The organism is Ruegeria sp. (assembly GCF_965199275.1).
Lineage (GTDB): Bacteria > Pseudomonadota > Alphaproteobacteria > Rhodobacterales > Rhodobacteraceae > Ruegeria.
On sequence record NZ_CBDAQX010000013.1, the window covers coordinates 54,762 to 77,963 of the forward strand.

The 23,202-nt window shown below is 59.5% G+C and carries 20 protein-coding genes; 7 read left to right on the plus strand and 13 right to left on the minus strand.

Annotated features, from left to right (window positions below; translation table 11 throughout):
• Positions 1-195 precede the first annotated feature (195 nt).
• From ACOERD_RS08410 to ACOERD_RS08425, 4 genes are read left to right on the plus strand one after another with little or no spacing between them, the layout of a single operon-like run.
• Positions 196-2,292: a hydantoinase/oxoprolinase family protein gene (locus tag ACOERD_RS08410; RefSeq protein WP_419738710.1), complete on the plus strand. Its 2,097-nt coding sequence runs from the start codon at positions 196-198 to the stop codon at positions 2,290-2,292.
• Entirely contained in the window at positions 2,289-3,929 is a 1,641-nt protein-coding gene (locus ACOERD_RS08415; RefSeq protein WP_419738711.1) for a hydantoinase B/oxoprolinase family protein, read from the plus strand. Before ACOERD_RS08410 ends, ACOERD_RS08415 begins: the two co-directional genes overlap by 4 nt.
• Positions 3,926-4,993, plus strand: a complete 1,068-nt coding sequence (locus tag ACOERD_RS08420; protein ID WP_419738712.1) for a pyridoxal phosphate-dependent aminotransferase — start codon at positions 3,926-3,928, stop codon at positions 4,991-4,993. The genes ACOERD_RS08415 and ACOERD_RS08420 overlap by 4 nt, the downstream gene beginning before the upstream one ends.
• Complete coding sequence (locus tag ACOERD_RS08425; RefSeq protein ID WP_419738713.1) at positions 4,990-5,727, plus strand: Asp/Glu racemase; 738 nt, start codon at positions 4,990-4,992, stop codon at positions 5,725-5,727. Before ACOERD_RS08420 ends, ACOERD_RS08425 begins: the two co-directional genes overlap by 4 nt.
• A gap of 4 nt (positions 5,728-5,731) precedes the next feature.
• Here ACOERD_RS08425 and ACOERD_RS08430 read toward each other — a convergent pair whose 3' ends face one another.
• A complete protein-coding gene (locus ACOERD_RS08430; protein ID WP_419738714.1) occupies positions 5,732-5,983 on the minus strand; it encodes a hypothetical protein in 252 nt (83 codons plus the stop codon).
• On the opposite strand from ACOERD_RS08430, the gene ACOERD_RS08435 reads away from it, so the two are divergent.
• Complete coding sequence (locus tag ACOERD_RS08435; protein ID WP_419737624.1) at positions 5,976-7,718, plus strand: IS1634 family transposase; 1,743 nt, start codon at positions 5,976-5,978, stop codon at positions 7,716-7,718. The two genes, ACOERD_RS08430 and ACOERD_RS08435, sit on opposite strands and share 8 nt — an antisense overlap.
• A 117-nt stretch (positions 7,719-7,835) precedes the next feature.
• On the opposite strand, the gene ACOERD_RS08440 is transcribed toward ACOERD_RS08435, so the two are convergent.
• The 8 genes from ACOERD_RS08440 to ACOERD_RS08475 all read right to left on the minus strand — a co-directional run bounded on the left by ACOERD_RS08440 (position 7,836) and on the right by ACOERD_RS08475 (position 17,782).
• Positions 7,836-9,191, minus strand: coding sequence for an MmgE/PrpD family protein (locus ACOERD_RS08440; RefSeq protein WP_419738715.1), 1,356 nt, complete (start codon positions 9,189-9,191; stop codon positions 7,836-7,838).
• A 127-nt stretch (positions 9,192-9,318) separates the two neighbouring features.
• Positions 9,319-10,344 carry a choline ABC transporter ATP-binding protein gene (gene choV / locus ACOERD_RS08445; protein ID WP_170639741.1) on the minus strand — a complete coding sequence of 342 codons (1,026 nt, stop codon included), beginning with the start codon at positions 10,342-10,344 and terminating at the stop codon, positions 9,319-9,321.
• Positions 10,345-10,368: 24 nt separating this feature from the next.
• Positions 10,369-11,400, minus strand: a complete 1,032-nt coding sequence (locus ACOERD_RS08450; RefSeq protein ID WP_419737763.1) for an IS110 family transposase — start codon at positions 11,398-11,400, stop codon at positions 10,369-10,371.
• A 233-nt stretch (positions 11,401-11,633) separates the two neighbouring features.
• Positions 11,634-12,467: a choline ABC transporter permease subunit gene (gene choW / locus ACOERD_RS08455; protein ID WP_419738716.1), complete on the minus strand. Its 834-nt coding sequence runs from the start codon at positions 12,465-12,467 to the stop codon at positions 11,634-11,636.
• Positions 12,468-12,553: 86 nt separating this feature from the next.
• Positions 12,554-13,480: a choline ABC transporter substrate-binding protein gene (gene choX, locus ACOERD_RS08460; RefSeq protein ID WP_170675872.1), complete on the minus strand. Its 927-nt coding sequence runs from the start codon at positions 13,478-13,480 to the stop codon at positions 12,554-12,556.
• 340 nt (positions 13,481-13,820) lie between these two features.
• Positions 13,821-14,600: a carnitinyl-CoA dehydratase gene (locus ACOERD_RS08465; RefSeq protein WP_170378506.1), complete on the minus strand. Its 780-nt coding sequence runs from the start codon at positions 14,598-14,600 to the stop codon at positions 13,821-13,823.
• Between the two features lie 3 nt (positions 14,601-14,603).
• The gene (locus ACOERD_RS08470; protein WP_419738717.1) at positions 14,604-16,619 is read right to left on the minus strand and encodes an acetate--CoA ligase family protein; all 2,016 of its coding nucleotides are present in this window, start codon (positions 16,617-16,619) and stop codon (positions 14,604-14,606) included.
• Positions 16,620-16,621: 2 nt separating this feature from the next.
• Positions 16,622-17,782, minus strand: a complete 1,161-nt coding sequence (locus ACOERD_RS08475) for an acyl-CoA dehydrogenase family protein (RefSeq protein WP_419738718.1) — start codon at positions 17,780-17,782, stop codon at positions 16,622-16,624.
• A 99-nt stretch (positions 17,783-17,881) separates the two neighbouring features.
• Here ACOERD_RS08475 and ACOERD_RS08480 point away from each other — a divergent pair, with 99 nt between their 5' ends.
• Positions 17,882-18,799 carry a GlxA family transcriptional regulator gene (locus ACOERD_RS08480; protein WP_419738719.1) on the plus strand — a complete coding sequence of 306 codons (918 nt, stop codon included), beginning with the start codon at positions 17,882-17,884 and terminating at the stop codon, positions 18,797-18,799.
• Positions 18,800-18,844: 45 nt separating this feature from the next.
• Here the strand turns inward: ACOERD_RS08480 and ACOERD_RS08485 are convergent, their stop codons facing one another.
• Positions 18,845-19,894: a TauD/TfdA family dioxygenase gene (locus ACOERD_RS08485; RefSeq protein ID WP_419738900.1), complete on the minus strand. Its 1,050-nt coding sequence runs from the start codon at positions 19,892-19,894 to the stop codon at positions 18,845-18,847.
• A gap of 472 nt (positions 19,895-20,366) precedes the next feature.
• On the opposite strand from ACOERD_RS08485, the gene ACOERD_RS08490 reads away from it, so the two are divergent.
• The gene (locus ACOERD_RS08490; protein WP_419738720.1) at positions 20,367-21,401 is read left to right on the plus strand and encodes an NADP-dependent oxidoreductase; all 1,035 of its coding nucleotides are present in this window, start codon (positions 20,367-20,369) and stop codon (positions 21,399-21,401) included.
• Positions 21,402-21,484: 83 nt separating this feature from the next.
• Here the strand turns inward: ACOERD_RS08490 and ureG are convergent, their stop codons facing one another.
• Genes ureG through ureE form a run of 3 tightly spaced genes read right to left on the minus strand, consistent with a single transcriptional unit; the run spans position 21,485 to position 23,191 of the window.
• Positions 21,485-22,105, minus strand: a complete 621-nt coding sequence (gene ureG / locus ACOERD_RS08495; RefSeq protein WP_170675879.1) for an urease accessory protein UreG — start codon at positions 22,103-22,105, stop codon at positions 21,485-21,487.
• Complete coding sequence (locus ACOERD_RS08500; protein ID WP_419738901.1) at positions 22,102-22,767, minus strand: urease accessory protein UreF; 666 nt, start codon at positions 22,765-22,767, stop codon at positions 22,102-22,104. The genes ureG and ACOERD_RS08500 overlap by 4 nt, the downstream gene beginning before the upstream one ends.
• Complete coding sequence (gene ureE, locus ACOERD_RS08505) at positions 22,739-23,191, minus strand: urease accessory protein UreE (protein ID WP_419738721.1); 453 nt, start codon at positions 23,189-23,191, stop codon at positions 22,739-22,741. Before ureE ends, ACOERD_RS08500 begins: the two co-directional genes overlap by 29 nt.
• Positions 23,192-23,202 lie beyond the last annotated feature (11 nt).

The window sequence follows — 23,202 nt, forward strand, 5'->3', positions numbered from 1 at the left end:
CGTCGTTGGAATGCCGCGATGTCGCAAATGCGCTAGCAGTGACGTGAAAACCGCCCGACAATTCCCCATGACTTGTCAGTGCATCCCAACTCGTATGGATCGCCGGGCCACCGGCTGCAACTTGGTGGCACCGCGTCGGTAACAGGCCGAACGGGCGCCATGCCCAAACTGTTACAGACGACAACGGACTCCTCCATGACAACTGCTCTGCGCCTCGCCATAGATATTGGCGGCACGTTTACCGATACCGTCCTCGTTTCAGGCGATGAGACGATACTGGCCTCGACCAAAACCCTTACCACGCACCAAAATCCGGCCGAGGGCGCGATGGAAGGGGCGCTGCGCGTCGTGCAAAGCGCGGGGCGGTCCCTGGCCGAGGTGACTGGCTTCATCCACGGCACGACACTGGCCACCAACGCTCTGATCGAGCGGCGCGGGGCCACCGTGGCAACCATCGCGACTGAAGGGTTCCGCGATATCCTCGAAATCGCCTACGAACGGCGCTATGCGCAATACGATATCAACCTAGAAAAGCCCGATCTTCTTGTCCCGCGTGAACGCTCTCTGACCGTTCGCGAGCGAACGTCCGCGACCGGTGAGGTTCTGATCGAACTGGAAGAAGGCGCTATTGACGCGCTTGTGGCTGAAATCGACGCCAGCGGGGCGGATGCGGTTGCGATCTGCCTCATGCATTCCTACGCGAACCCCACTCATGAGCGTCGGCTGCGCGATGCTCTTGCCGAACGACGCCCCGATCTGACCGTGTCGATCTCATCCGATGTCAGCCCCGAGGCGCGCGAGTTTGACCGGCTCTGCACTACGGTTGCCAACGCCTATATCCAACCGTTGATGGAGACCTATCTGACCCGCTTCGTCGAAAAATTCGAAGCCGAAGGGGTCACCTGCCCGATCCTGATGATGACCGCAGGTGGCGGGATGTGTACTGTGCAGACGGCCATGCGTTTCCCGATCCGGCTAGTCGAAAGTGGCCCTGCCGGAGGGGCTATTCTCGCCGCGCACATCGCCGCTCGGGCCGGGTTGGATCAGGTTTTGTCCTTCGACATGGGTGGCACGACTGCCAAGCTCTGCCTGATCGACAACGCCCGACCCCAAACATCGCGCCAGTTTGAAATCGCGCGGGCGGCGCGGTTCATCAAGGGCTCGGGCATGCCGGTGCGTATCCCCGTGATCGAGATGATCGAAATCGGCGCCGGCGGAGGTTCCATCGCCGGGGTGGACCGGTTGGGCCGTCTGACCGTTGGGCCAAAATCGGCAGGCTCGGAGCCTGGCCCGGTGGCTTTTGGGCGCGGCGGAACCGAGCCAACTGTGACCGACAGTGACATCACTCTGGGCTACATCGTGCCCGACACGTTTGCCGAAGGGTTCATCAAGATTGACCCTGAGGCGTCAAACGGCGCGTTGCAAAGCGTAATCGGCACAGCGCTTGAAACCAACGCGACAGGCGCCGCTGATGGGGTCAGCCGCATCGTGGATGAAAGCATGGCCAGCGCCGGGCGGATGCACGCGGTGGAGTCGGGCAAGAACCTCGGGCCTCGCACCATGATCGCTTTTGGCGGCAACGGCCCTCTCCATGCCGGCCGTGTGGCCCGATCTGCGGGTGTCAGCCGCATCGTGGTGCCTCCAAATCCCGGTGTTGGCTCAGCCGTGGGCTTTCTGTTCGCACCCGTGTCGTTTGAGATCGTGCGCTCGCACTATTCTCTCCTGGGTACATTGGATTTCACGGCGATCAACGGCCTTTTTGACGATATGATCTCTGAGGCCAGCGCCGTTGTTGCCCAAGGTGCCGGAGATGCACCGACCGAAATCCGACGCTCAGCCTTCATGCGCTACAGCGGTCAGGGGCATGAGATTGAGATTTCGCTGCCCGACCGCATACTTACCCCCGAAGACCTCGCCCCGCTGACCGAAGCGTTTGAAACGGAGTACCGCAAGCAATTCTCGCGCCCTGTTCCGGGCATGCAGATCGAGATACTGAACTGGGCCGTGCAGATTGCGACCCCGGACGCTGTCGTTCCCGAACTGCTTGCCACCCCGGCGGTGACCACGATGACGCCTTCAGAAACCCGACCAATCATTTGTGATGTAGACGGGCAGACGAAACATGCTGGTTTTGTGGCCCGAGCCAATCTCAACCCCGGCGACCGCATCTACGGCCCCGCGCTGATCCATGAACCACAGACGACAACGCTCGTCTCAGCCGATTTCTCGGCCCATGTGGACGCCATTGGAAACCTCGTCCTGATCCGCGACCAGAAAGGAGGCACGCAATGACCTCTGCCCGACTACAAGTGATGTGGAACCGGCTGCTGGCTGTTGTCGAAGAACAGGGCCAAACCTTGATCCGCGCTGCCTTCAGCCCGATTGTACGCGAATGCGGCGACATCTCTGCTGGGATTTTCGACGCGAACGGCCGGATGCTGGCGCAGGCCGTGACCGGCACGCCGGGCCATATCAACACCATGGCCGAAGCCGTTCAGCACTTGCGCACCGCCTTCCCGGTTCAGACGATGAAACCTGGCGACATCTATATGACCAACGATCCCTGGCTCGCCTCGGGTCACTTGAACGACTTCCTTTTGATGATGCCCGCGTTCAAGGATGGCAAGGTCGTCGGCTTCACTTCCTGCACCTCGCATCTGGTTGACCTGGGTGGGGTGGGCATGGGGCCCGAAGGGTCGGACATATACGACGAGGGCCTGCTGATACCGCCCTGCAAACTGGTAGAGGAAGGCACGCCGAACGCCCTGCTGCTGGACATCATCCGCGCCAACAGTCGTGAACCCGTGGCCAATGAGGGCGACATCTACGCCCTGATCGCCTGCTGCGAGGCCGGAGTGAACCGGCTGGTGTCGATGATGGAGGAATTCGGTATCGCCGATCTGGACGCGCTGGGGGCCTACATCATCGAGACCTCACGCCGGGGCACTCTGGCCGCCATCGCCGAGGTGCCTGCTGGCGTCTACAAGAACGTCCTGAAGATGGACGGCTACGAGAATGAGTTGGAACTGCACGCCACCCTGACCGTCAGCGCCGATGGGATGCATGTGGATTTCACTGGCACCTCCGGCTGTTCGCGCAAGGGCATCAACGTGCCGCTGAATTATGCCACTGCCTATACCGTTTTTGCCCTGCGCTGCATTGTCGGGTCGGACATTCCCAACAATGCAGGCTCTCTGGAGCCATTCACTGTCGACGGCCCCAAGGGATGTATCCTGAATGCGCAGCGGCCCGTGCCCGTGGCGATGCGTCATACGCTGGGTCAGGTGACCCCTGATTTGGTACTGGGCTGCCTACATCAGGCCCTGCCCGATCAGGTCCCGGCCGAGGGCGCATCCTGCATGTTCGACCTGCCCATGCGCCACGCGCCCGAGGTCGCCCGTGACGGAGGCCGCGAGTTCGCGGTTGAGCCCGTGCATAACGGCGGCACGGGCGCGCGGCCTCATGCGGACGGGTTGTCGGCAACGGCCTACCCTTCCGGCGTGTTCGGCAGCCAGGTGGAGATCACCGAAAGCGTCGCCCCCGTCACAATCTGGAGGCGCGAATTGAGACCCGACTCGGGCGGTGCGGGCAAGTACCGCGGCGGGTTGGGGCAACGGATCGAGATGACCTCTGCCAACGGCGCACCCTTCATCGTCTTCCTCTCGGTCGAGCGTCTGAAATTCCCTGCGCTTGGACGGATGGGCGGCCAACCCGGAGCACCCGGGCGTATTCGGTTCCGCGACAGCGACGCTGACATCCCCGGCAAGGGCGAGCTTCGGGTTGAAGACGGCAACTACCTGATCTTTGAAACCCCCGGAGGGGGCGGCTTCGGCGACCCCGTGGATCGCGCCCCTGACGCACTTGCGCTGGACCTCAAACGCGGTTTGATCAGCGCCGAGGGTGCTAAATCCTACGGAGGTGCCGCATGATCCGGCCTATCCCTCATGTTGGCGCTATAGCCGCCTATGCGCTGGCCGATCTTGGCGGTCCTAAGACGATTTCACTGGCCCAAAACGAAAGCGCTTTTCCTGCCAGCCCTAACGCCATTGCCGCCGGACAGGCCGCGATGGCCGACATGCCGCTCTATCCTGATCCGGAATGGCCGGACCTGCGTTTAGCGATAGCCGAAGTGCATGGGCTGGACCCGAGCAACATCTTTTGCGGCGCGGGATCGATGGAGCTGATCGGTTGCCTAATCCGCGCCTATGCCGGGCAAGGGGACCGCGTGCTGGGTACAGACTACGGCTACGCCTTTGTCGCCTCGGCAGCCGTGCAGGTGCAGGCGGACTATGTCAAGGCGCGTGAGGTCGACTTGACTGTTTCGGTGGATGACATTCTGAGCGCAGTCACCCCAAAAACCCGCATAGTCTTCGTCTGCAATCCGGGCAACCCGACTGGAACGGTGATCCCAAACGCTGAGATCGTGCGCCTGCGGACCAGCCTTCCCAAGAAAGTTCTGCTGGTCGTCGATCAAGCCTACGCCGAATTCTCGGATGCCGAACATGATCCGGCGGAGGTATTCGCTATGATTCAGCGCGGCGATACGGTCATCACCCGGACGTTTTCCAAAGCCTATGGGCTGGCAGGCGCGCGGGTCGGGTGGGCCTATGCTCCACCCGAGATCGGAGCAGAATTGCGCAAGCTGTTAAACCCAAACAATGTCTCGATCCCCTCGCAGGCTGCAGCTGCCGCTGCAATGCGTGATCAGACGCATATGCGAGAGGTTGTGGCAAAAACTGCCAACATCCGCGACGCGTTCACCGAAAACGGCCGCGCTCTGGGGTTAACCGTCCCGCAAAGCCACACAAACTTCGTCTTGCTGCGTTTTGCCTCAGTTGATCAAGCGCAGCGGGCCGATGCCGCTTTGCGCGCAGAAAACTTGCTGATGCGCGGGATGGGCGGCTATGGCCTTGGCGATTGCTTGCGCGCCACGATTTGCGCGCCGGGCGTCATGAAACGCGCCCGCGACGTGTTGGAAGGAGTGCTGTCATGACCGAGACCCGAACTGCAGCCAAGATCGGCGTTCTGGTGCCTTTCACCAACACAAATCTGGAGCCGGATCTGGCGTTGATGCGCCCGCCCAACACCACACTGCATTTCCAGCGCATGGGCGGGTATGACGTGGACGAAATCCCCGGCTCAGATCAGATGGCCGGTTTGGGCGCTTCGGATATCAGCCATGATTTGCGGATGATCTCCGGTGTGCGGCCCGACATCGTTCTTTACGGCTGCACCTCAGCCACGCTGACCCATGGCCCATCCTTCGACGCCGAGTTGGCCGAACAGATCAAATCCGGTGCCAATGCCAAATCAGTCACAGCGGCCAGTGCTCTGATCGCAGGCATTCAGGCGTTGGGGGCTCGCAAAGTCGGCTTTTCGTCGCCCTATCTGGGCGAGATCAATACGCAGGCCATCGCGTTCATGGCCCAAAATGGGGTCGAAACGGTCAAATTCGCCGATGTGGGCCGGGAACTGGGCAACTACGGTCAGGGAGAATTGACCCCGGACGAAGTCTTCGACCTCGCCTGCCAGGCCGACCACCCGCAGGCCGAGGCGATTGTTCTGAGTTGCACCGATATGCGGTCCGTCGAGGCCATCGAACTGATTGAATCCACGCTAGACAAACCCGTTGTAACGTCCAACCAGGCGATGATGTTCTGCTTGCTGCGCGAACTCGGGCTACCACGGCATCAGGGGTTACCGGGGCGATTGTTCGACTGTATTTGAGGGGCTAGGACCCGCACGGAGCGTCATAGATCAACGCGCCAAGATCCGAGAAAGCCGATGCCGGATCTCTCAGCCCCAGTATGGCGTCGCGTATGGTGGAGGCTCTTGTTTCCTGACTTCCGACCTTTTTGTTGATCTGACTGGGTTTTTGGTTTGTTTTCAGGTGTGGTTGCTCAGAGGCGCGTTGTAGTGCCCCATTATTATAAAAAGTATTGACATGGGCCTTCAGATGGCTAACCTCTTCGCCCATGTTCATCCGCACCAAACATGACGCAAAGCTCAACCGCACACGGATCCAGATCGTTGAATCCGTCCGCACCGGCTCCAAGGTACGCCAGAAGATCCTGCGCCATGTGGGTGTGGCCCATAACGACAGCGAGATTGAGGATATCAAGCGTCTGGCGGGCCGCTTGATGGAGCAATTACGCATTGATCGCTCGCCGCAAATGGAACTGTTCACGCCCACGGAATATGCCGATCTGCAGGCGCTGGTGCGCCGCGCTCCGCGGCCGGACAAGCTTGGCGTTGATCTTGCCGAGTGCCGTGAGGAGGCGCGGGTCTCTCTGGGTCTGCGGGATGTCATGGGGACGATGTATGACCAACTGGGTTGGGGGGCCCTTCTGGGGGCGGCGCGTAAAAGTGCCAATCGCATTGTGAAAGAGCTGGTTATGGCGCGGATCGCACAGCCCGAGAGCAAGCGCGCGACCGTGGAGGCGTTGGAGAACCAGGCAGGCATCACGCTCAATCTGGACGTGGTCTATCGGAGCATGGATTACATCAATACGCCGGTGATAGACGGGATTTGCAAAACCTCTCACGCGGCGGCAGAGAAGTTGCTGGGCGGGCCAGTGACCGTGCTGTTCTACGATTGCACGACCCTGGCCTTTGACACCGAGCGCGAGGACCCGGCCGAGGATGCGGACGGGGTCGAGCAGGATCATCTTCTGGCCAAGGGCTTCAGCAAGGATGGCAAGCATCACCGCGCTCAGGTCATGCTGGCGCTGATCGTCACCTCCGATGGGCTGCCTGTGGGCTATGAACTCTTCCCGGGAAACACCTGGGAAGGTCATACGCTGGAAGCTGCGCTGAAGGCGTTGGAGGGACGCTTCGACGTGGCCAGGGTCACGTTCGTGGCCGATGCCGCCATGCTCAGCAAGGACAACCAGCAGATGTTGCAGAACAAGGGTCTGCCCTACATCCTCGGCTATCGCATGAAGTCCGCCCCGGCCGCCGTGAAGGCGAACATTTTGAGCCCGGAGGGACGCCAGCCTTGGGCTGGACACGGTTCTGAAGAGGCAACCGAGAAGGGCTGGTACAAGGTGATCGACCAGGAGGGAGCGCGGGTCATTGTGACCTGGTCACCCACCCGGGCACGCAATGATGCCCACAAGCGCGACAAGGCAATCGAAAAGCTGCACAAGAAGCTCAAGCGCTCTCGCAAACCCGGCAGCTTCAGCAGCCGGGGATATGGCCGCTTCCTGGCCTTCCCCGACAGCGGGGACGTCACGCTGGATGATGCAAAGATCAAGGCAGCGGCACAATGGGACGGGCTGCATGCCATTGTTGTTCATGGTGCGGACGAACTGGAGGCACAGGACGTCATTGCCCGCTATCACCAGTTGTGGGAGATCGAAGCCTGCTTCCGCACCAACAAGCACGATCTGAAAATCCGGCCCATCTATCACTGGTCGCCGCGTCGGGTCCGGGCCCATATCGCCATCTGCTACATGGCCTTCTGCTGCCTGCAGCACCTGCGCAAGCATCTGGACCTGCTCGGACACCCGATGAGCCCGGCTCGTATCCGCAACGAGTTGAACGCATTGCAGCTCTCGATCCTGCGCCACAAAGGCACCCCTGACCGCTACGGCATGCCAAGCCATGCCACGGTCGATGCCAGACGCATCCTCACCTGCGTCGGCCTGACCTGGAACGAAGCCCCTTTCAAGATACCCCCCGGGCGCACCCGAAAAACTGGCCAGACCAAAGCCTGAGCTCCCTCAACACTCCGAAACAATCGCTGGCGAAAAAAGTCCGTGTAGTGCCTTTTGGCAACCAAGGCATAATAATATCAATGACTTATACGAAAAAATGTCGGAAGTCAGGAGGGGCTAGGACCCGCACGGAGCGTCATAGATCAACGCGCCAAGATCCGAGAAAGCCGATGCCGGATCTCTCAGCCCCAGTATGGCGTCGCGTATGGTGGAGGCTCTTGTTTCGCCGAGCGAAGGCGTTGCAAACTCCATGAATTTCGCGACCACTTCGGCCTGATCCATAGGAGCCTCGGGGCCGCCGCGCGCATGGACATCGCCAGTTTCCAGCACTCGCCCGTCGTGCAAGCGGATCGTGACATCGGCGATACGGCACTCGGGGAACCGAGCCGAATGGCGCTCGTCTTCGGCAACAGAGATACGTTCCAACAAAGACGCCACCAACGGATCAGACAGACCCGCACCCGAGATATGCTCAACTCCGATCCGCCCATAGGCCATCATCACCGCCACCGCGAATGGCAGCGAATACTGCGCCTTTGAGGTGTCGTCGGGCATGCCCTGAAACAAGCAGGCGCTCTCGCGGAAGGTATTGACCTGCACCGAGGCGATGTCTTCATGGCTCAGGTCATGGTCGCGCATGAGCTGACGGACAGCGTCGATCGCAGCGTGTGCCCAACGGCAGATCGGGTAAGGTTTCACATATTGATGCTGCATCTGCCAAAACTGGCCAAGGTCCTGCCAGTGGCTCATGACCTCTTCGGCTTCAATTGTGATTGCGGGCGCGCCGGTAAAGCCTTTCTTGGCCAAAACGGCCGAAGACACACCGACCAAAGCCCCCCAGCCTGATCCGTCATGCAGCATGGTGGGGTTCGCGATCTCGCGCATCATCTGGCTGCGGGGGCCGTGATATTCGGCAATGCCCATGGCCTGCCGCAATTGGTCCACTCCCAACCCACGCATCCGAGCCGCGACGGCGACGACGCCCAAAGCGTTCCATGCCCCTGACGTGTGATAGTCGCTGACCGTATCATGCAGAGAAATCCCGGCGCGTCCGGCGACCTCATATCCGATGGTGACAGCGGTCAGAGCTTCGGGGCCCGAGAAATCCGGTACCGTTTCCGCCAGCGCGCAAAGCGCCGGCACGACAGCGACACCAATATGCCCTTTGGTCGGGTTGTAACCGTCATGCCCATCCAGATTGTCAGTCTGCGTCGCAGCGGCATAGGCAGACCCGGCAGCACTGACCTGGCGGCCATCAAACAACATCCGCGCGCTGAGCGCCGGATCACCTGCCCTATAGAGCGCAAAAGCGGTTTCTCGGGCGATACTGCCAGCAGCCATAGGACCCGACGCAATCGTAATGCCCAGCGTGTCCAGCAGCATCAACGCGGCAGCGCTCAGTGTTGCATCGGGGATATCCTCGGGTGTTATACCAACGGTGAAATCAGCAACTCTTTGGAAGGTATCTGTCACGGCCTGCTCCTAGCTCAACACCTCTCGAAGCAGGTTAGGAGGTTTCGAATGGGATGGCACGAAAACAATTGAGAACGAACGGTCCGGCGTTCTAGTGCCGGACCGCCCCATGTTTAAGGTCAGAGGGCTACTGCCCCATCGGATCAACCAGCTTGTTCAACACGCGGTCTTTTGTGACCTGACCGATGATCGCCCCGTTCTCGGTCACGCCGACCGGTGCGTTGTTCTGGTCGAAGCCCTGGATAACGTCGCGAATATCCGTATCCGCGTCGATAGAGCGGTCCGGCGTACCAGTTGCAGGCTCCATCACGTCCCGCGCGCGCAAAACGCCCAGAGGGTTCATATGCGCGACAAAGTCGGCAACGTATTCGTCCTCGGGCTTCGAGTAGATCTCGGACGGGGTGCCGCATTGTACGATGCGACCGCCCTCCATGATGGCGATACGGTTGCCGATCTTGAAGGCCTCATCAAGGTCATGGGACACGAAGATGATCGTGCGTTTGAGCTTTTCCTGCAGGCGGAGCAGCTCATCCTGCAGCTTGGTCCGGATCAGCGGATCGAGGGCCGAGAACGGCTCGTCCATCAGCAAGATCGGTGCTTGAGTGGAAAAGGCGCGGGCCAGACCGACGCGTTGTTGCATACCGCCCGAAAGCTCTCCGACCTTACGATCCGCCCAGTCGGACAGACCGACCAGAGCAAGCTGCTCATCGGTGCGCTGCAACCTCTCAGTGCGGGACATGCCAGACAGCTCCAGCCCCAGCCAGACGTTTTCGCGCACCGTGCGCCACGGCAGCAGGCCGAATTGCTGGAACACCATCGCAATATGGTTCTGCCGCATCCGGCGCAGGGTACGGGCGTCGGCGTTGGTGACATCCACCATCTCCGATCCGTCCGAGACCCGAACCGCGCCGCGGATCACCGGGTTCAACCCGTTCACCGCCCGCAGCAACGTGGATTTGCCCGAACCAGACAGCCCCATCAGCACCAGCGTTTCGCCCTCATGCACAGTCAGCGAGCAATTGTGGACGCCCAGCACCTGCCCACAGGCTTCTTTCACCGTTGCGCGGTCTTTGCCTTCGTCCATGAAAGGCAACGCGCTTTTGGGGTCGTTGCCGAACGCGATTGAAACATTGTCAAATTCAACTGCGGTCATGGATCAATGCTCCTATGATGATTGTCAAGCATGACATTGATTTTGTTTGATTTTAAATTCGACAAAATCGTCGAAGACCCAGCCGTTCTTGAGCGTGTCATAGATGATCTTGAGCAGCTTGCGGGCAGTGGCTATGATCGCCTTGCCCGCGCCACGGCGTTCCTTGATGCGCCGATAATGGCTGTTGAGATATCCCGAATAGCGGATCGCGATGAGCGTACATTGCACCAGCGTGGTGCGCATGAGCTTGTTGCCGCGCTTCGTGATCCGCCCGTGATGTTCGGTTTCGTTTGAGTTGCTCACCTTGGGCACGATGCCGACATAGGCGGCCAGCTTGTCCGCGTCGGAGAAGTCTTCAACCCTGCCGATCCCCGCCAGCAGGACCGCGGCAGATCGCGCACCGATCCCCTTGATGCTGGTGAGCCCCTCAAAGCCTTTCATGGCCGAGGCGGCCTCCTCGATGGCCTTGTCGAGACGGCTCAGGGTTTCGGTCAGGCCGAGCGCCTGGTCCCGCAATGCCGCCAGTTCGACCTGCTCAAGCGGTGTGAAGCGGCTGAGATCCAGGTCGCGCAGGCGCTTCTTGCTGGACAACCCTTCCTTCTTCAGCTTCATGCCGTGGCGGACAAACATCGCGTGGATGCCGTTCAGCAGCATGGTGCGCTGTTTGACCAGCATGTCACGCGTCCGGGTCAGCGAGGCCAGTTCGCTTTCCTGAGTGGACTTGAGCCGGGTTTCCGGCAGCATGTCCTTCGACAGGAAAAACGCCAGGGCGCGGGCATCGTTGCGATCGGTTTTCTTCACCGATGTGCGGATCACTTTAAACTGGCGCGGGTTGACCACAACGATCCGGCCGACACAGGGTTCCACCTCACCGCAGAACCAGGCCGTGTTGCCGGTGGCCTCGACCGCCAGTTCGTCATCCGCATCAAGGCTCTGACAGAACTGCTCAAGCGCCTGCGCGGACAGTTGAAAGGTTTGGAATGTTTCCGATCCGTCCGTCTCACGCCGACAGATCGTGAAGGAATTCGTATGAAGATCGACACCTATGTAAGCCATGGCTATACTCCCTGCTCAAGGAGGCGGAGCCCCCAATGGGGCGTGAACGGCCAAACCAAGCTCCTATGCAGGATCACCGGCCAAAACCGGGCCCTATGGGGGCTGTTCGGAAACAGGCGAAGGCTAAGCTCCACTACAGGGTCACAATGCCCTACGAAAACATCCAGCCTGAGACCTATCCGCCTCCCCGAATCCTCTAACAGATTCAGGGCGTTTGGCCGATCACAAATCATTCATACCCCCTCCACTCTAAGGACGCGATCGAGGATGATCGCAACAACAACGATGACAAAGCCGGATTCGAAACCAAGGGCCGTGTTCACCTGATTGAGCGCCCGCACGACCGGCACACCCAAGCCGTCTGCGCCAACCAGAGCGGCGATCACAACCATCGACAGCGACAGCATGATGGTCTGGTTCAGCCCTGTCATTATCTGCGGCAGCGCGTAAGGCAGTTCGACCTTCCACAGGGTCTGGGATTTGGTCGCGCCAAAGGCCTCGGCCGCTTCAAGTAGCGGGGTCGGAGTCGAGGACACACCCAGATGGGTCAGGCGGATCGGAGCGGGCAACACGAAGATCACGGTTGCGATCAGGCCCGGCACCATGCCGATACCAAAGAATACGATCGCGGGGATCAGATAGACGAAGGTCGGCAGGGTTTGCATCAGGTCCAGCACCGGCCGCATTGCCACGTAAAGCTTGGGCCTGTGCGCCGCTGCGATGCCAATAGGCACGCCAATCGCCATACAGACCAGACAGGAGGATAGAACCAGAGTCAGGCTTTCCGTCGTTTCTTCCCAATATCCCTGATTGAGAATGAACAGGAACCCCAGCGCCACAAACAGGCAAACTTTCCACTTCCGCTGCAACAGCCACGTGATGCCTACGAAGACGCCCACAACGATCAAAGGATGCGGGGTTTGCAGCACCCACAATATGCCATCAATCAGCGCCTCAAGAACCCAGGACAACCAATCGAAAAATGGCTCCCCTATTTCTTGGAGCCATTCAAAAACCGCTCGGGCCGTCTTGCCGACGGGTATCTTGTTGTCGGTCAGCCAATCCATCTGTCTGCCTTTCAGAGTATTCCGGGCCTGAAATCAGGCCACAAAAAAGCCCTCCGCCACAGACACGCGGCGAAGGGCGTTTAAGGTTATTGACCCAGTGCTGCGCTTACTGCGGCGACTGCGTCACCACCGTCACGGGTCGTGACACCGTCCAGCCATGGTGTATAGGCATCCGGGTTGGCTTTCAGCCATGCGCTGGCTGCATCTGCCGGGTCTTCGCCACCATCCAGAATCGCGGCCATGATCTCGTTTTCCATCGCCAGCGAGAATTCCAGGTTGTTCAGCAGCGCGCCAACATTCGGGCATTCTTCTGCATAGCCTTTGCGGGTGTTGGTGAACACGGTCGCGCCGCCGAAGTTGGGGCCAAAGAACTCATCGCCACCGGTCAGGTAGGACATCTCGAAATTGGCGTTCATTGGATGGGGTTCCCAACCCAGGAACACGATAGGATCGCCCTTGCGCGAGGCGCGGTCCACCTGCGCCAGCATGCCTTGCTCGGAGCTTTCAGCGACTTCGAAACCAGAGAGGCCAAACGAATCGCCATCGATCATGGATTGAATCAGACGGTTGCCGTCATTGCCCGGCTCGATTCCGAAGATCTTACCATCCAGAGCATCGGAGTGTGTTGAAATATCAGCGAAATCCTTGATGCCCAGCTCGGCAGCAGCAGCGTTGACGGCCAGCGTGTACTTTGCACCCTCAAGGTTCGCGCGCACGGTTTCAACCGTTCCCGCCTCACGATACGGTGCGATATCGCCTTCCATGGTCGGCATCCAGTTGCCCAGGAACACGTCGATATCGCCTTCGGCCATCGAGGTGTAAGTCACTGGAACGGAAAGGATCTTGATCTCGGTATCATACCCCAGAGCGTCAAGAATCGTTGTCGTTGCGGCAGTGGTCGCCGTGATATCGGTCCAGCCGACATCCGAGAATACGACCTCGTCGCAATTGGCCAATGCCGCCCCGGCAGATGCCAGAATGGCAAGGGTTGAAATGGTTGTTAGGGCTTTCACTGGAGCCTCCCTGTTTTTTTGATTGACTGGTTAGTTAGGAAAAATAAATGACACATAGTCAAGTCTAATTGTTCACATGCAGCCAGATTCAGGCAACAGTTTCTGTCGCGCGCTGAACAATTCACGGATTGCGTGGCATGGATTTCGGTTTGGCTGCGTTCGGGTTGTGGCGCAGGTTTGAAGTGCTGTTGCCCCGTTGGGCTGGCATGTCCTAGTTTAATATGACACGCGAATGCAATCCGTTAGCAGGCCGCCCAAGGAACCCTTGGGCACAGCTGATAAAGTGTTACGGCCCCATCGAAAGAAGGAGCCGCCGAGAGGGTTCAGACCCCAAATTTGCTTACTTGCCTTTCCACACAGGATCACGCTTTTCCGCAAACGCGCGCGCGCCTTCCAGCTGGTCCTCACTGGCATAGAGAGTATCGACGGTACGCAGCTGCCGTTTGGTAATACGGTTCATGGCGTCTTGGAATTTGCTGTCTTCGGCATCGCGCACGACCTCTTTGATCGCGGCATAGACCAGCGGTGGGCCCGAGGCCAACAGGCGGGCGAGTTCCCACGCACGATCCATCAGCTGATCCGCGGTCACAATCTCATTCACCAAACCCCAGCGGTTGGCTTCCTCCGCGTCGAACCAGCGGCCCGTCAGCAGCAACTCCATCGCGATGTGATACGGGATGCGTTTAGGCAGTTTGACACTGGCCGCATCCGCCACGGTACCCGAGCGGATTTCCGGCAGCGCAAAACTCGCATGGTCCGCAGCCAAGATCATGTCGGCGGACAGCGCAAGCTCCAGACCTCCGCCGCAGGCAATGCCGTTCACGGCTGCAATGACGGGTTTGTTCATGTCGCGCAATTCCTGCAGACCGCCAAAACCGCCAACACCATAGTCCCCATCGACCGCATCGCCATCGGCTGCGGCTTTCAGGTCCCATCCGGGGCAAAAGAACTTCTCTCCCGCACCTGTCAGGATCGCGACGCGCAGGTCCGGGTCGTCGCGGAACTCGGCAAAGACGTCACCCATGATGCGGCTGGTCGCCAGATCAATGGCATTGGCTTTGGGCCGGTCCAATGTGACCTCAAGAATCGCGCCATCACGGCGGGTTTTGATCGGGTCCATATCTCAGGCCTTTCTGATGAGGGCATCCACGGCCACCGCCTTGTCGGGCGTGCAGAGGAGCGGGTTGATTTCGACCTCGCCAAGCGTGTCGGCGTTTTGCATGACATAGGCCTGAACGGCCTCAACAGCGGCCACGATGGCATCCATATCAGCCGCCGGTTGACCGCGATAGCCTCCCAGAAGCGGTGCAATCTTCAATTTGCCCAAAGCGCTGCGGATGTCATCAGCGGAACTGGGCACCAGCAAGGAGGCGGTATCGCGAAGCACCTCGGTCAGCACGCCGCCCGCGCCCAGGGTCAGGACGAACCCGTGCGCTGGGTCGCGCACCACACCCACAAGTAGCTCAGCTACTGTTCCGGTGATCATCTCTTCGATCAGAATTTCAGGGGTGCCGATATCCGCGGCGACGTCGGCCACGTCTTCGGCAAGAACACCCAATCGCACGGCCGCGTGTTCTGACTTATGAGCTAGCCCCACGCCTTTGACCGCAAAGGGCGCATCCATGTCCTGAGCGGCAGCGCGCGCCTGATCAGCTCCTGTGACTGTGCGGTTCTGCGGGATACGCAGTCCGCACTCGGCCAGAACGCGTTTGGACTCGCCTTCGGTGAGTGTCCTTTTGGCCTCAGCCGTTCCGGGCAATGTGACCGGTGTACCCGAGGGAGCGGTAACCTGACCTGCCGCTTCGGTTGCTGCAAGAGCTTCGCGCAGCCCCATGAAGGGCACCACTCCGCCGTCCATAAGCTCTTGCGCCACATCTTCGGGCAGCAACTCGGGCAATGTCGCGGCAACGGCAAATCGCGCGCCGATCTCCGCGCGCACTTTCATCGCTGCACGCGAGGCATAGGCCCAGTCGCTCGCATCCGTGGTTGGATAGTCGAGGATCGAGAACGTCAGGTCTATGTCGTCGCCCGTCATCCCAGCCCAGGCCTTCGCCATCGCCGCTTCATCGCGCCAGATATAAGTGTGGTAGTCCAGCGGGTTATTCAGCGCCACCATCGGTCCGAGTGCTTCGCGCAGGTGGGCTTTCTGACCGTCGCTTAGGCGTGGGAAAGACAACCCAGTTCCAACGGCCATGTCCGCAATCAGGCTCGCCTCACCACCGGAACAGCTGATCGAGGCTATGTTGCTGCCCGGAAGCGGGCCATAGCAATGCAGCAGCTTCAGTGTTTCCAGAAAATCAGGCAAGGCGGATAGGCGTGGAATGCCGAGACGCTCCAACAGAGCCTGCGCACCTGCGTCGCTTCCCGCCAGAGAGGCGGTATGCGACACGGTTGCGGCCTGAGCCTGCTCGGACGCGCCGACCTTGAGCGCCGCCAGAGGGATACCTTTGGAGTGGGCCTTCTGCGCTAGCGCCTCCCATTCGCGGATGTCCTTGAAGCCTTCGATATGCAGGCCAACGGCAGTCACACGCGGATCGTCCAGCAAGGCCGAAGCGATCTGCGCCTGACTGGTTTGCGCCATGTTCCCACAGGTCACCATATAGGCGATGGGCAGCGCGCGTTTCTGCATGGTCAGGTTAATCGAAATATTCGAACTTTGCGTCAGGATCGCAACGCCCGACTCGACCGGCTTGGCCCCGTGTTGGTCGGGCCACAGCAAGGCCCCGTCCAAAGCGTTGATGAAACCATAGCAATTGGGTCCCAAAATGGGCATGTCGCCTGCAGCCGCCACCAATTGTGCTTGCAGATCGCCGCCTGTGTCATCCTCGGCAACGGCCTCGGAAAAACCTGACGCAAAACACACTGCACCGCCTGCGCCAGTGGCGGAAAGGGTGCGAACCGCCTCAATCGTGGCATGCCGGTTGATGCCGATGAAAACGGCATCTGGCGGTGCAGTCAGATCTTCGAGACTGGCATAGGCCCTATGGCCGGCGATCTCGGTCGCCTTGGGATGAACAGGCCAGATCTGACCCGCATAGCCCATACGTTCAGATTGTAGAATGACCTGCTGGCACCAAGCACCACCGCCGATCACAGCGATGGATTTCGGGCGCAAAAGCCGGGTGAGGTCTTTGGTCATCGTCAGGCGCCCAACGGACGCAGAAGATCACGGCTGATGATGTGACGCTGGATTTCGCTTGTGCCATCCCAGATCCGCTCAACCCGCGCATCGCGCCAGAAGCGTTCGATCGGGAAATCGTCCATAAGCCCCATGCCGCCATAGATTTGCAACGTCGCGTCGGTGACCCGCGCCAGCATTTCCGAAGCATAGAGCTTGGCCGAGGCGATCTCGCGGTTTGAGGGCAGGTTTTCGTCCAGACGCCAGGCCGCCGACAGGGTCAGCCAATCGGCGGCATCAATCTCGGTGATCATGTCGGCGATCTGAAAGCCGACACCCTGAAACTTGCCGATGGGCTGGCCGAACTGCTTGCGTTCGGCGGCGTAGTTCAGCGCGTAGTCAAAGCAGCGGCGCGCACGACCAACCGAGAACGCCGCAACCGTCAGACGGGTGGCATAGAGCCATTCGTTCATCACCGCAAAGCCGCCATCGACCTCGCCCAGAACCTGCGCATCGGGCAGGCGGCAATTGTCGAAATAGAGGATGTAGTTCTTGTAGCCCTTGTGGCTGACCGAGTTATACCCCTCGCGCACCTCAAACCCGGGCGTTCCGCGATCCACCAGGAAGGTTGTGATCCGCTTTTTGGGCCCTTTTGGTGTTTCATCCACGCCGGTCGCAATGAAGACGATGAAGAAATCCGCGTGTTCCGCGCCCGAAATGAAGTGTTTGGAGCCGTTGATGACCCAATCGCCACCATCCTTTACAGCCTGACATTTCATCCCGCGCACGTCCGACCCCGCATCCGGTTCGGTCATCGCAAGCGCATCCATCCTTTCGCCACGCACAGCAGGCAGCAAATAACGTTCACGTTGTTCGTCATTGCAGGCCATCAGAATGTTTTGTGGTCGACCAAAGAAATGGGTCAGAGCCATCGAGCCACGACCAAGCTCGCGCTCTACCAGCGTAAAATCGAGATGTGAAAGGCCTGCGCCGCCAACCTCTTCGGGGAAGTTGCAGGCATAAAAGCCTAGGTCGATGCATTTCTGTTTGATCTCTTGGCCCAGCTCATGGGGCACCTGACCGGTGCGTTCGACCTCGGCTTCATGCGGGTAGATTTCGTTTTCGACAAAGCTGCGGACTGTCGAGACGATCATGTCCTGTTCTTCGGTGAGACCAAACTGCATGGCGCGATATCCTTGGATAGGTGATTGACGCAGGAAACGAGATTCCTCATGGTCACGGCATGCAGTTTTCGCCATCTATCATGCAAAGTTGGTAAAATTTTGAGTCACAGATTTAACATTCTGCTGTTCGATGGATTCTCGAACCACTGCCTCGCCAACATGGTCGAGCCTCTGCGAGCGGCCAACACTCTGTCCCGGCAGTCTTTGTATGAGTGGCGGTTCTGTTCCGTTGACGGAGAACCCGTCCACAGCTCCAGCGGGCTTGCGGTGACGCCGGATGTCGCCTTGACCGACCACAAAGGGGATGTTCTGGTCGTGATGCCCTCCTACGGGTTCTTGCAATTGGGCACGCCCCGTACCCTACGCGCCCTGTTGGCTGCTGCAAAAAGGCACGAACAGGTGGCCGGGCTGGATACCGGCAGCTGGTTGATGGCGCAGGCCGGGTTGTTGGATGGGCAGCGCGCGACCATTCACTGGGATGAGCTTTCCCGATTTGAAGAAGGTTTTCCCGCTGTGGACGTCGTACAAGAGCGTTATGTCATTGATGGCGCTCGTCTGACCTGTTCCGGGGCGATGGCGGCGTTTGATCTTGCACTGGCGCTTATCCGCACGGATCACGGCCCGCTGTTGTCGATGGAGGTCGCCCATCTGTTTATGAGCCGTGGCCGGAGCGACCACTATGCCTTACCGATGCAAACCGAAGACACTCTGGTGAATCGCGCCCTGGCCATCATGCAAGCAAACCTTGAAACACCGCTGTCGATCACGCAGGTCGCGCGCAAAGCGGGCTGCACTCAGAAACGGCTGGAAATGCGCGTTCAGGCGGACCTGAAAACTACACCGCAATCGCTCTATCGTCGGTTGCGTCTGAACCTTGCGCGCAGGCTGACTGAAGAGACCGAGCAATCCATCGCCGAGATCGCCAGCCGGTCGGGCTACGAGAACGCCAGCGCGATGACCCGTGCTTTCAAGGCCGAGTTCGGGCAGACCCCCTCGGCCTTCCGCAACAGGGTGTAGAGGGACAGCGCCGCCCCAAGACGGCGCTGCTCTTTTGTCAGGCACTTAACGCGACAGAACACGCAAGCGGCTTTCGAATTCACCACGGTCCACATAGCAGCCGTGCAGGTGACGGTGGCCTGTATTGGGATCGAAGGACGACCGCCCATGCAGTACACGACGGTTGTCAAAGACCACCATTTCGCCCCCCTTCAGCTTGAGCTGAAGCAGGTATTTGGGTTCGCGCGTCATCGCCATGAACTTCTGATAGGCGCGGTAGTAGCGCGGCATCAGAACGGGCTCGATATCAAGGAAATCCGCCAGATGCGCGTTGAAGCAGATCTCAATCACGTCGCCGTTTTCATCGCAGGTGATGACCCGTTTGCGCGAGCGAATATCCGTTTCTCCATCATGAAAACGGAACGGTATCGAGATGTCGCACAGGGCGTCAAAGGCATCGGGATCTTCCAGTTTCAGGTCCTCTGCCACCGCATAGCCATCGCAGAACAGCGACTCACCGCCCTCAGCCTCGTTGGCGAGACAGTGCAGGAACTGGAACCCCGGAGGCAGTTCCTGATTGGTCAGGTCGGTGTGCAGCGGCAGCGCAACCGGCGTGTAGGCTAGGTTATTCGGGTTGGGTTTGGATTTGACCTCGAAGGTCAGACCAAAATTGGTCTCGCGCAGAAACCCGATCCGGCGCGCGACGTCCATGCCAGCTTCGGTGGTATCGGCCAGATGGTCCACAATGCTCAGCCCGTATTGACGCGCTGCGATCAGCCAGTCCTTCAAAGCACTGTCTTGAGTCATAACCCCATCGGCATTCGCACGCGGGATACCGGCGGGCGAAAGCTCGGCCCGCCATGTGACAAAACCGGTATCAGCCGGGTCAAAAGCAGGTTGGCCGGGGCGGTGATCGCGCAGCCAGTCCAGATCAAAACCGGTGGGTGCCTGATCCTCGGCCCAGACAACAAGCAGGCTGTTGTCGGACTGGAATGCCTGCACGGGTTTGATATCCAGCGCAATGGCGGTGAGGTCTGTGAGGCGCTCCTGCGTCTGCGGATGGAACCCTGCAGGGTCGTTTTCGCGCAGCCAGATGAACGGGAAATCCCCGGTCATATGGTCGGGCCAGGTGATACGCACATGTGTTTCGGCCAGTTCAACCTGAACCGGTTTCGAGAGAGTTTGAGTTGTCATGTTAGTCTTTCGCGTAGAATTGAAATTCGGGTTCAATCTCAGCGCTGGGATGGGGGCGGCCACCAATCATAGGCCTTCCTATAGGGATGCCCGGGTCGGCGGCCCAACGTCGCTGGTATTTCTAAGCTGGATGGCATGCGAACGTCTGGATTGGGGGCTATCTCTTTGCGAAGGCTTAAATTAATTTGCGGCGCAGTCAAACGGAAAACGTGCCGGCAAACTTAGAGCCTACGGCAAACTTCAACCCTGCTGTTTTGCTGAGCAAACCCTGCGGCACAAAGGTGTGAAAAGATTGACGCGCCGCCCGAAATACAGAACGGTATCACAAAATCCGACGCCCCGATCCTTGTGACGTGCCGGCGCGACAAACCAGCCTCAGTAGAGAGAGAAGACCATGCCCCAGACCGCAGACACAAACCGCCGCATCGTTCTGAACGAACGCCCGAAGGGGGAACCCGACGACAATACGCTGCGGCTTGAGACGACGGATATTCCAACTCTGGGCGCAGGAGAGATGCTGATCCGCACCTGCTATTTGTCGCTCGACCCGTATATGCGCGGACGGATGAATGACGCAAAATCCTATGCCGAGCCTGTGGCGATTGGCGGGGTCATGACCGGACAGGTTGTGGGACAGGTTGTGACCTCGAACCTCGATGGATTCGAGGCGGGTGACTACGTGCCGTCTGGCAGCGGTTGGCAGGATTATGCGATCTCGGACGGGACCGAGGTCATAAACATGGGGAAAGCGCCACAAAACCCGTCCTGGGCGTTGGGTATTCTGGGTATGCCCGGCTACACCGCTTATGCCGGGTTGCTACAGATCGGCGAACCCAAGCCCGGTGAAACCGTGGTCGTTGCCGCCGCTTCCGGCCCGGTCGGCGCAACCGTCGGGCAGATCGCCAAGATCAAAGGTTGCCGGGTCGTTGGCGTTGCGGGCGGAGCCGAAAAATGCGCGCATGTGGTGGAAAATCTGGGCTTCGACGCCTGTATCGACCACAAAGCTGCCGATTTCGCTGATCAATTGCGGGCCGCCTGCCCGGATGGGATTGATGTCTACTTCGAAAATGTTGGCGGCAAGGTGCTTTACGGCGTCCTGCCCCTGCTGAACACTTTTGCGCGCATCCCGATCTGCGGCGTCGTCTCGTGGTACAACCTGCCCGGCTTGCCGGATGGCCCGGATATGGGGCCTGCGATCATGGGCACGCTGCTACGGATGAAGGTGAAGGCTCAGGGGTTCATCATCTTCGACAGCTTCCCGGCCTCGCTCTACAAGGAGTTTGTCCGGGATATGACCGGTTGGATTCAGGACGGATCGGTTAAATATCGCGAGCACATGGTCGAGGGGCTAGAGGCCGCACCCGAAGCGCTAAACCAGCTTCTGCGTGGTGAGAATTTCGGCAAGATGGTTGTGAATGTCGGGGCCTGATCGCCCCGGTCAGCCTCTAGACAACACAACACTCCAAATATGAAGCGACGGTCGCCGCACCGATCTGCGGCTACTGCTCTCCTTCAGGCCGTTTCAAGCCCACCAATCGCAGCCAGTGCGCTGACGATTTCGGGCACGCCCTGCCGTTGACGCAAGGAGGCGAACAAGAACGGTCGGCCTTTGCGCATGCGCGTGGCGTCTTCCTGCATCACCTCAAGTGACGCGCCCACATGCGGGGCGAGATCGGTTTTGTTGATGATCAACAGATCCGATTTCGTGATCGCAGGCCCACCCTTGCGCGGGATTTCTTCGCCCGCAGCCACATCAATCACGTAGAGCGTTACATCTGCCAGTTCAGGGCTGAACGTCGCCGACAGGTTATCGCCGCCGCTTTCGATCAGCACGACGTCAATCTCCGGGTGGCGCGACTGCATCTCGGCCACAGCCGCAAGGTTGATCGAGGCGTCCTCTCGGATCGCGGTATGCGGGCAACCGCCGGTTTCAACGCCGATGATCCTGTCCTGAGGCAGGATCTGCATCCGCATCAGCGCCTCGGCGTCCTCTTGGGTGTAGATGTCGTTTGTGATCACGCCCACCGAACAGATATCGCGTAGCGCCTCAGACAGCGCGGCGGTCAGGGTGGTTTTGCCCGCGCCGACGGGGCCTCCGATGCCGACACGAAGGGGGCCGTTCGTACTGCTCATGTTCGGAAAATCCTTGAATACTGTGTTTCATGCTTCATTGCCGCGATATCCGGGAGGAAGGTCGTCGAACTGAGGTCCTCCAGACCCGCGTCCTGCGCCTTTGCAGCAATCGCTGCACAGAGCGGAGTCAGATCCCGTATCAGCCGCTGCGCATCGGTTTGCCCCAAGGGAACAAGGCGCGTTGCACAGGCGACCAGATTGCTCAGGAACGCCTGCAGGAACATCTCAGTAACCAATGGCAACGGCAAATTCTGCAATCGTGCCGCACGCCCTACCGCCACCGGGTAGGTCAGATGCTGCAAGTCAAAGCCCCAAACATCCCCGGTCACGGCTCCAAACGCCTGTCCGAGCAAACTGGTTTCCATCAACCGCTCAGATGAGGCGCTGAACGCGCGGGCTGTGGCGTCGATGTCAGTCAAATCGACCGGGGTTTCGGCGGCGTAAGCCGCCCCCAGAAAAAGCGCGTCGTTCCAGCCAGAGCCATGCTCCAATACGTCCGACACCCAGGCGCCCGCATCCTGAGCGCCAGCAACCGAACCGAGTTCAATCGCGGCCTCCAACCCATGAGAATATGCGAAGCCGCCAACCGGATAGGCCGGAGACAACCACTGCACCAAGGTCAGGATATCGGAATTAGTGGGCGTGGCCATGTGTCCTGCCATGACCATAAGCGCCGCCTTCGGGGGTGAAGGGTTCAACGACCTCTTGGATTTCTGCGCCCAGTTTCAAAAGCATATCGCGAATGACATGATCGCGTTGTATCAGGAGCCGGTCGGCTTCGATCTGACAGGGGGTGTGGCGATTGCCGATATGCCACGCAAGGTGCAGCAGATTGTCCCCGCTGATTTCCAGCAACTCTTCCGGTGCGGCGATGATTTCAATCTCGCGCCCATCTTCCAGCACCAGAACCCCACCATGGTCGAGGGATTTCGTGTGCGCCAGATCAACCAAAAAGGTCTCACCATCATCGGTGGCCAGCATTTTACGGCGCATGAAACGCCCGTCATAGTCCAGCGAGACCTGAGCATGCGCCGGATCGTGGTGGTGATCGTGATAGATACGGGCGGTTTTGATCGCAGTGGTCATCGTGGCCTCCT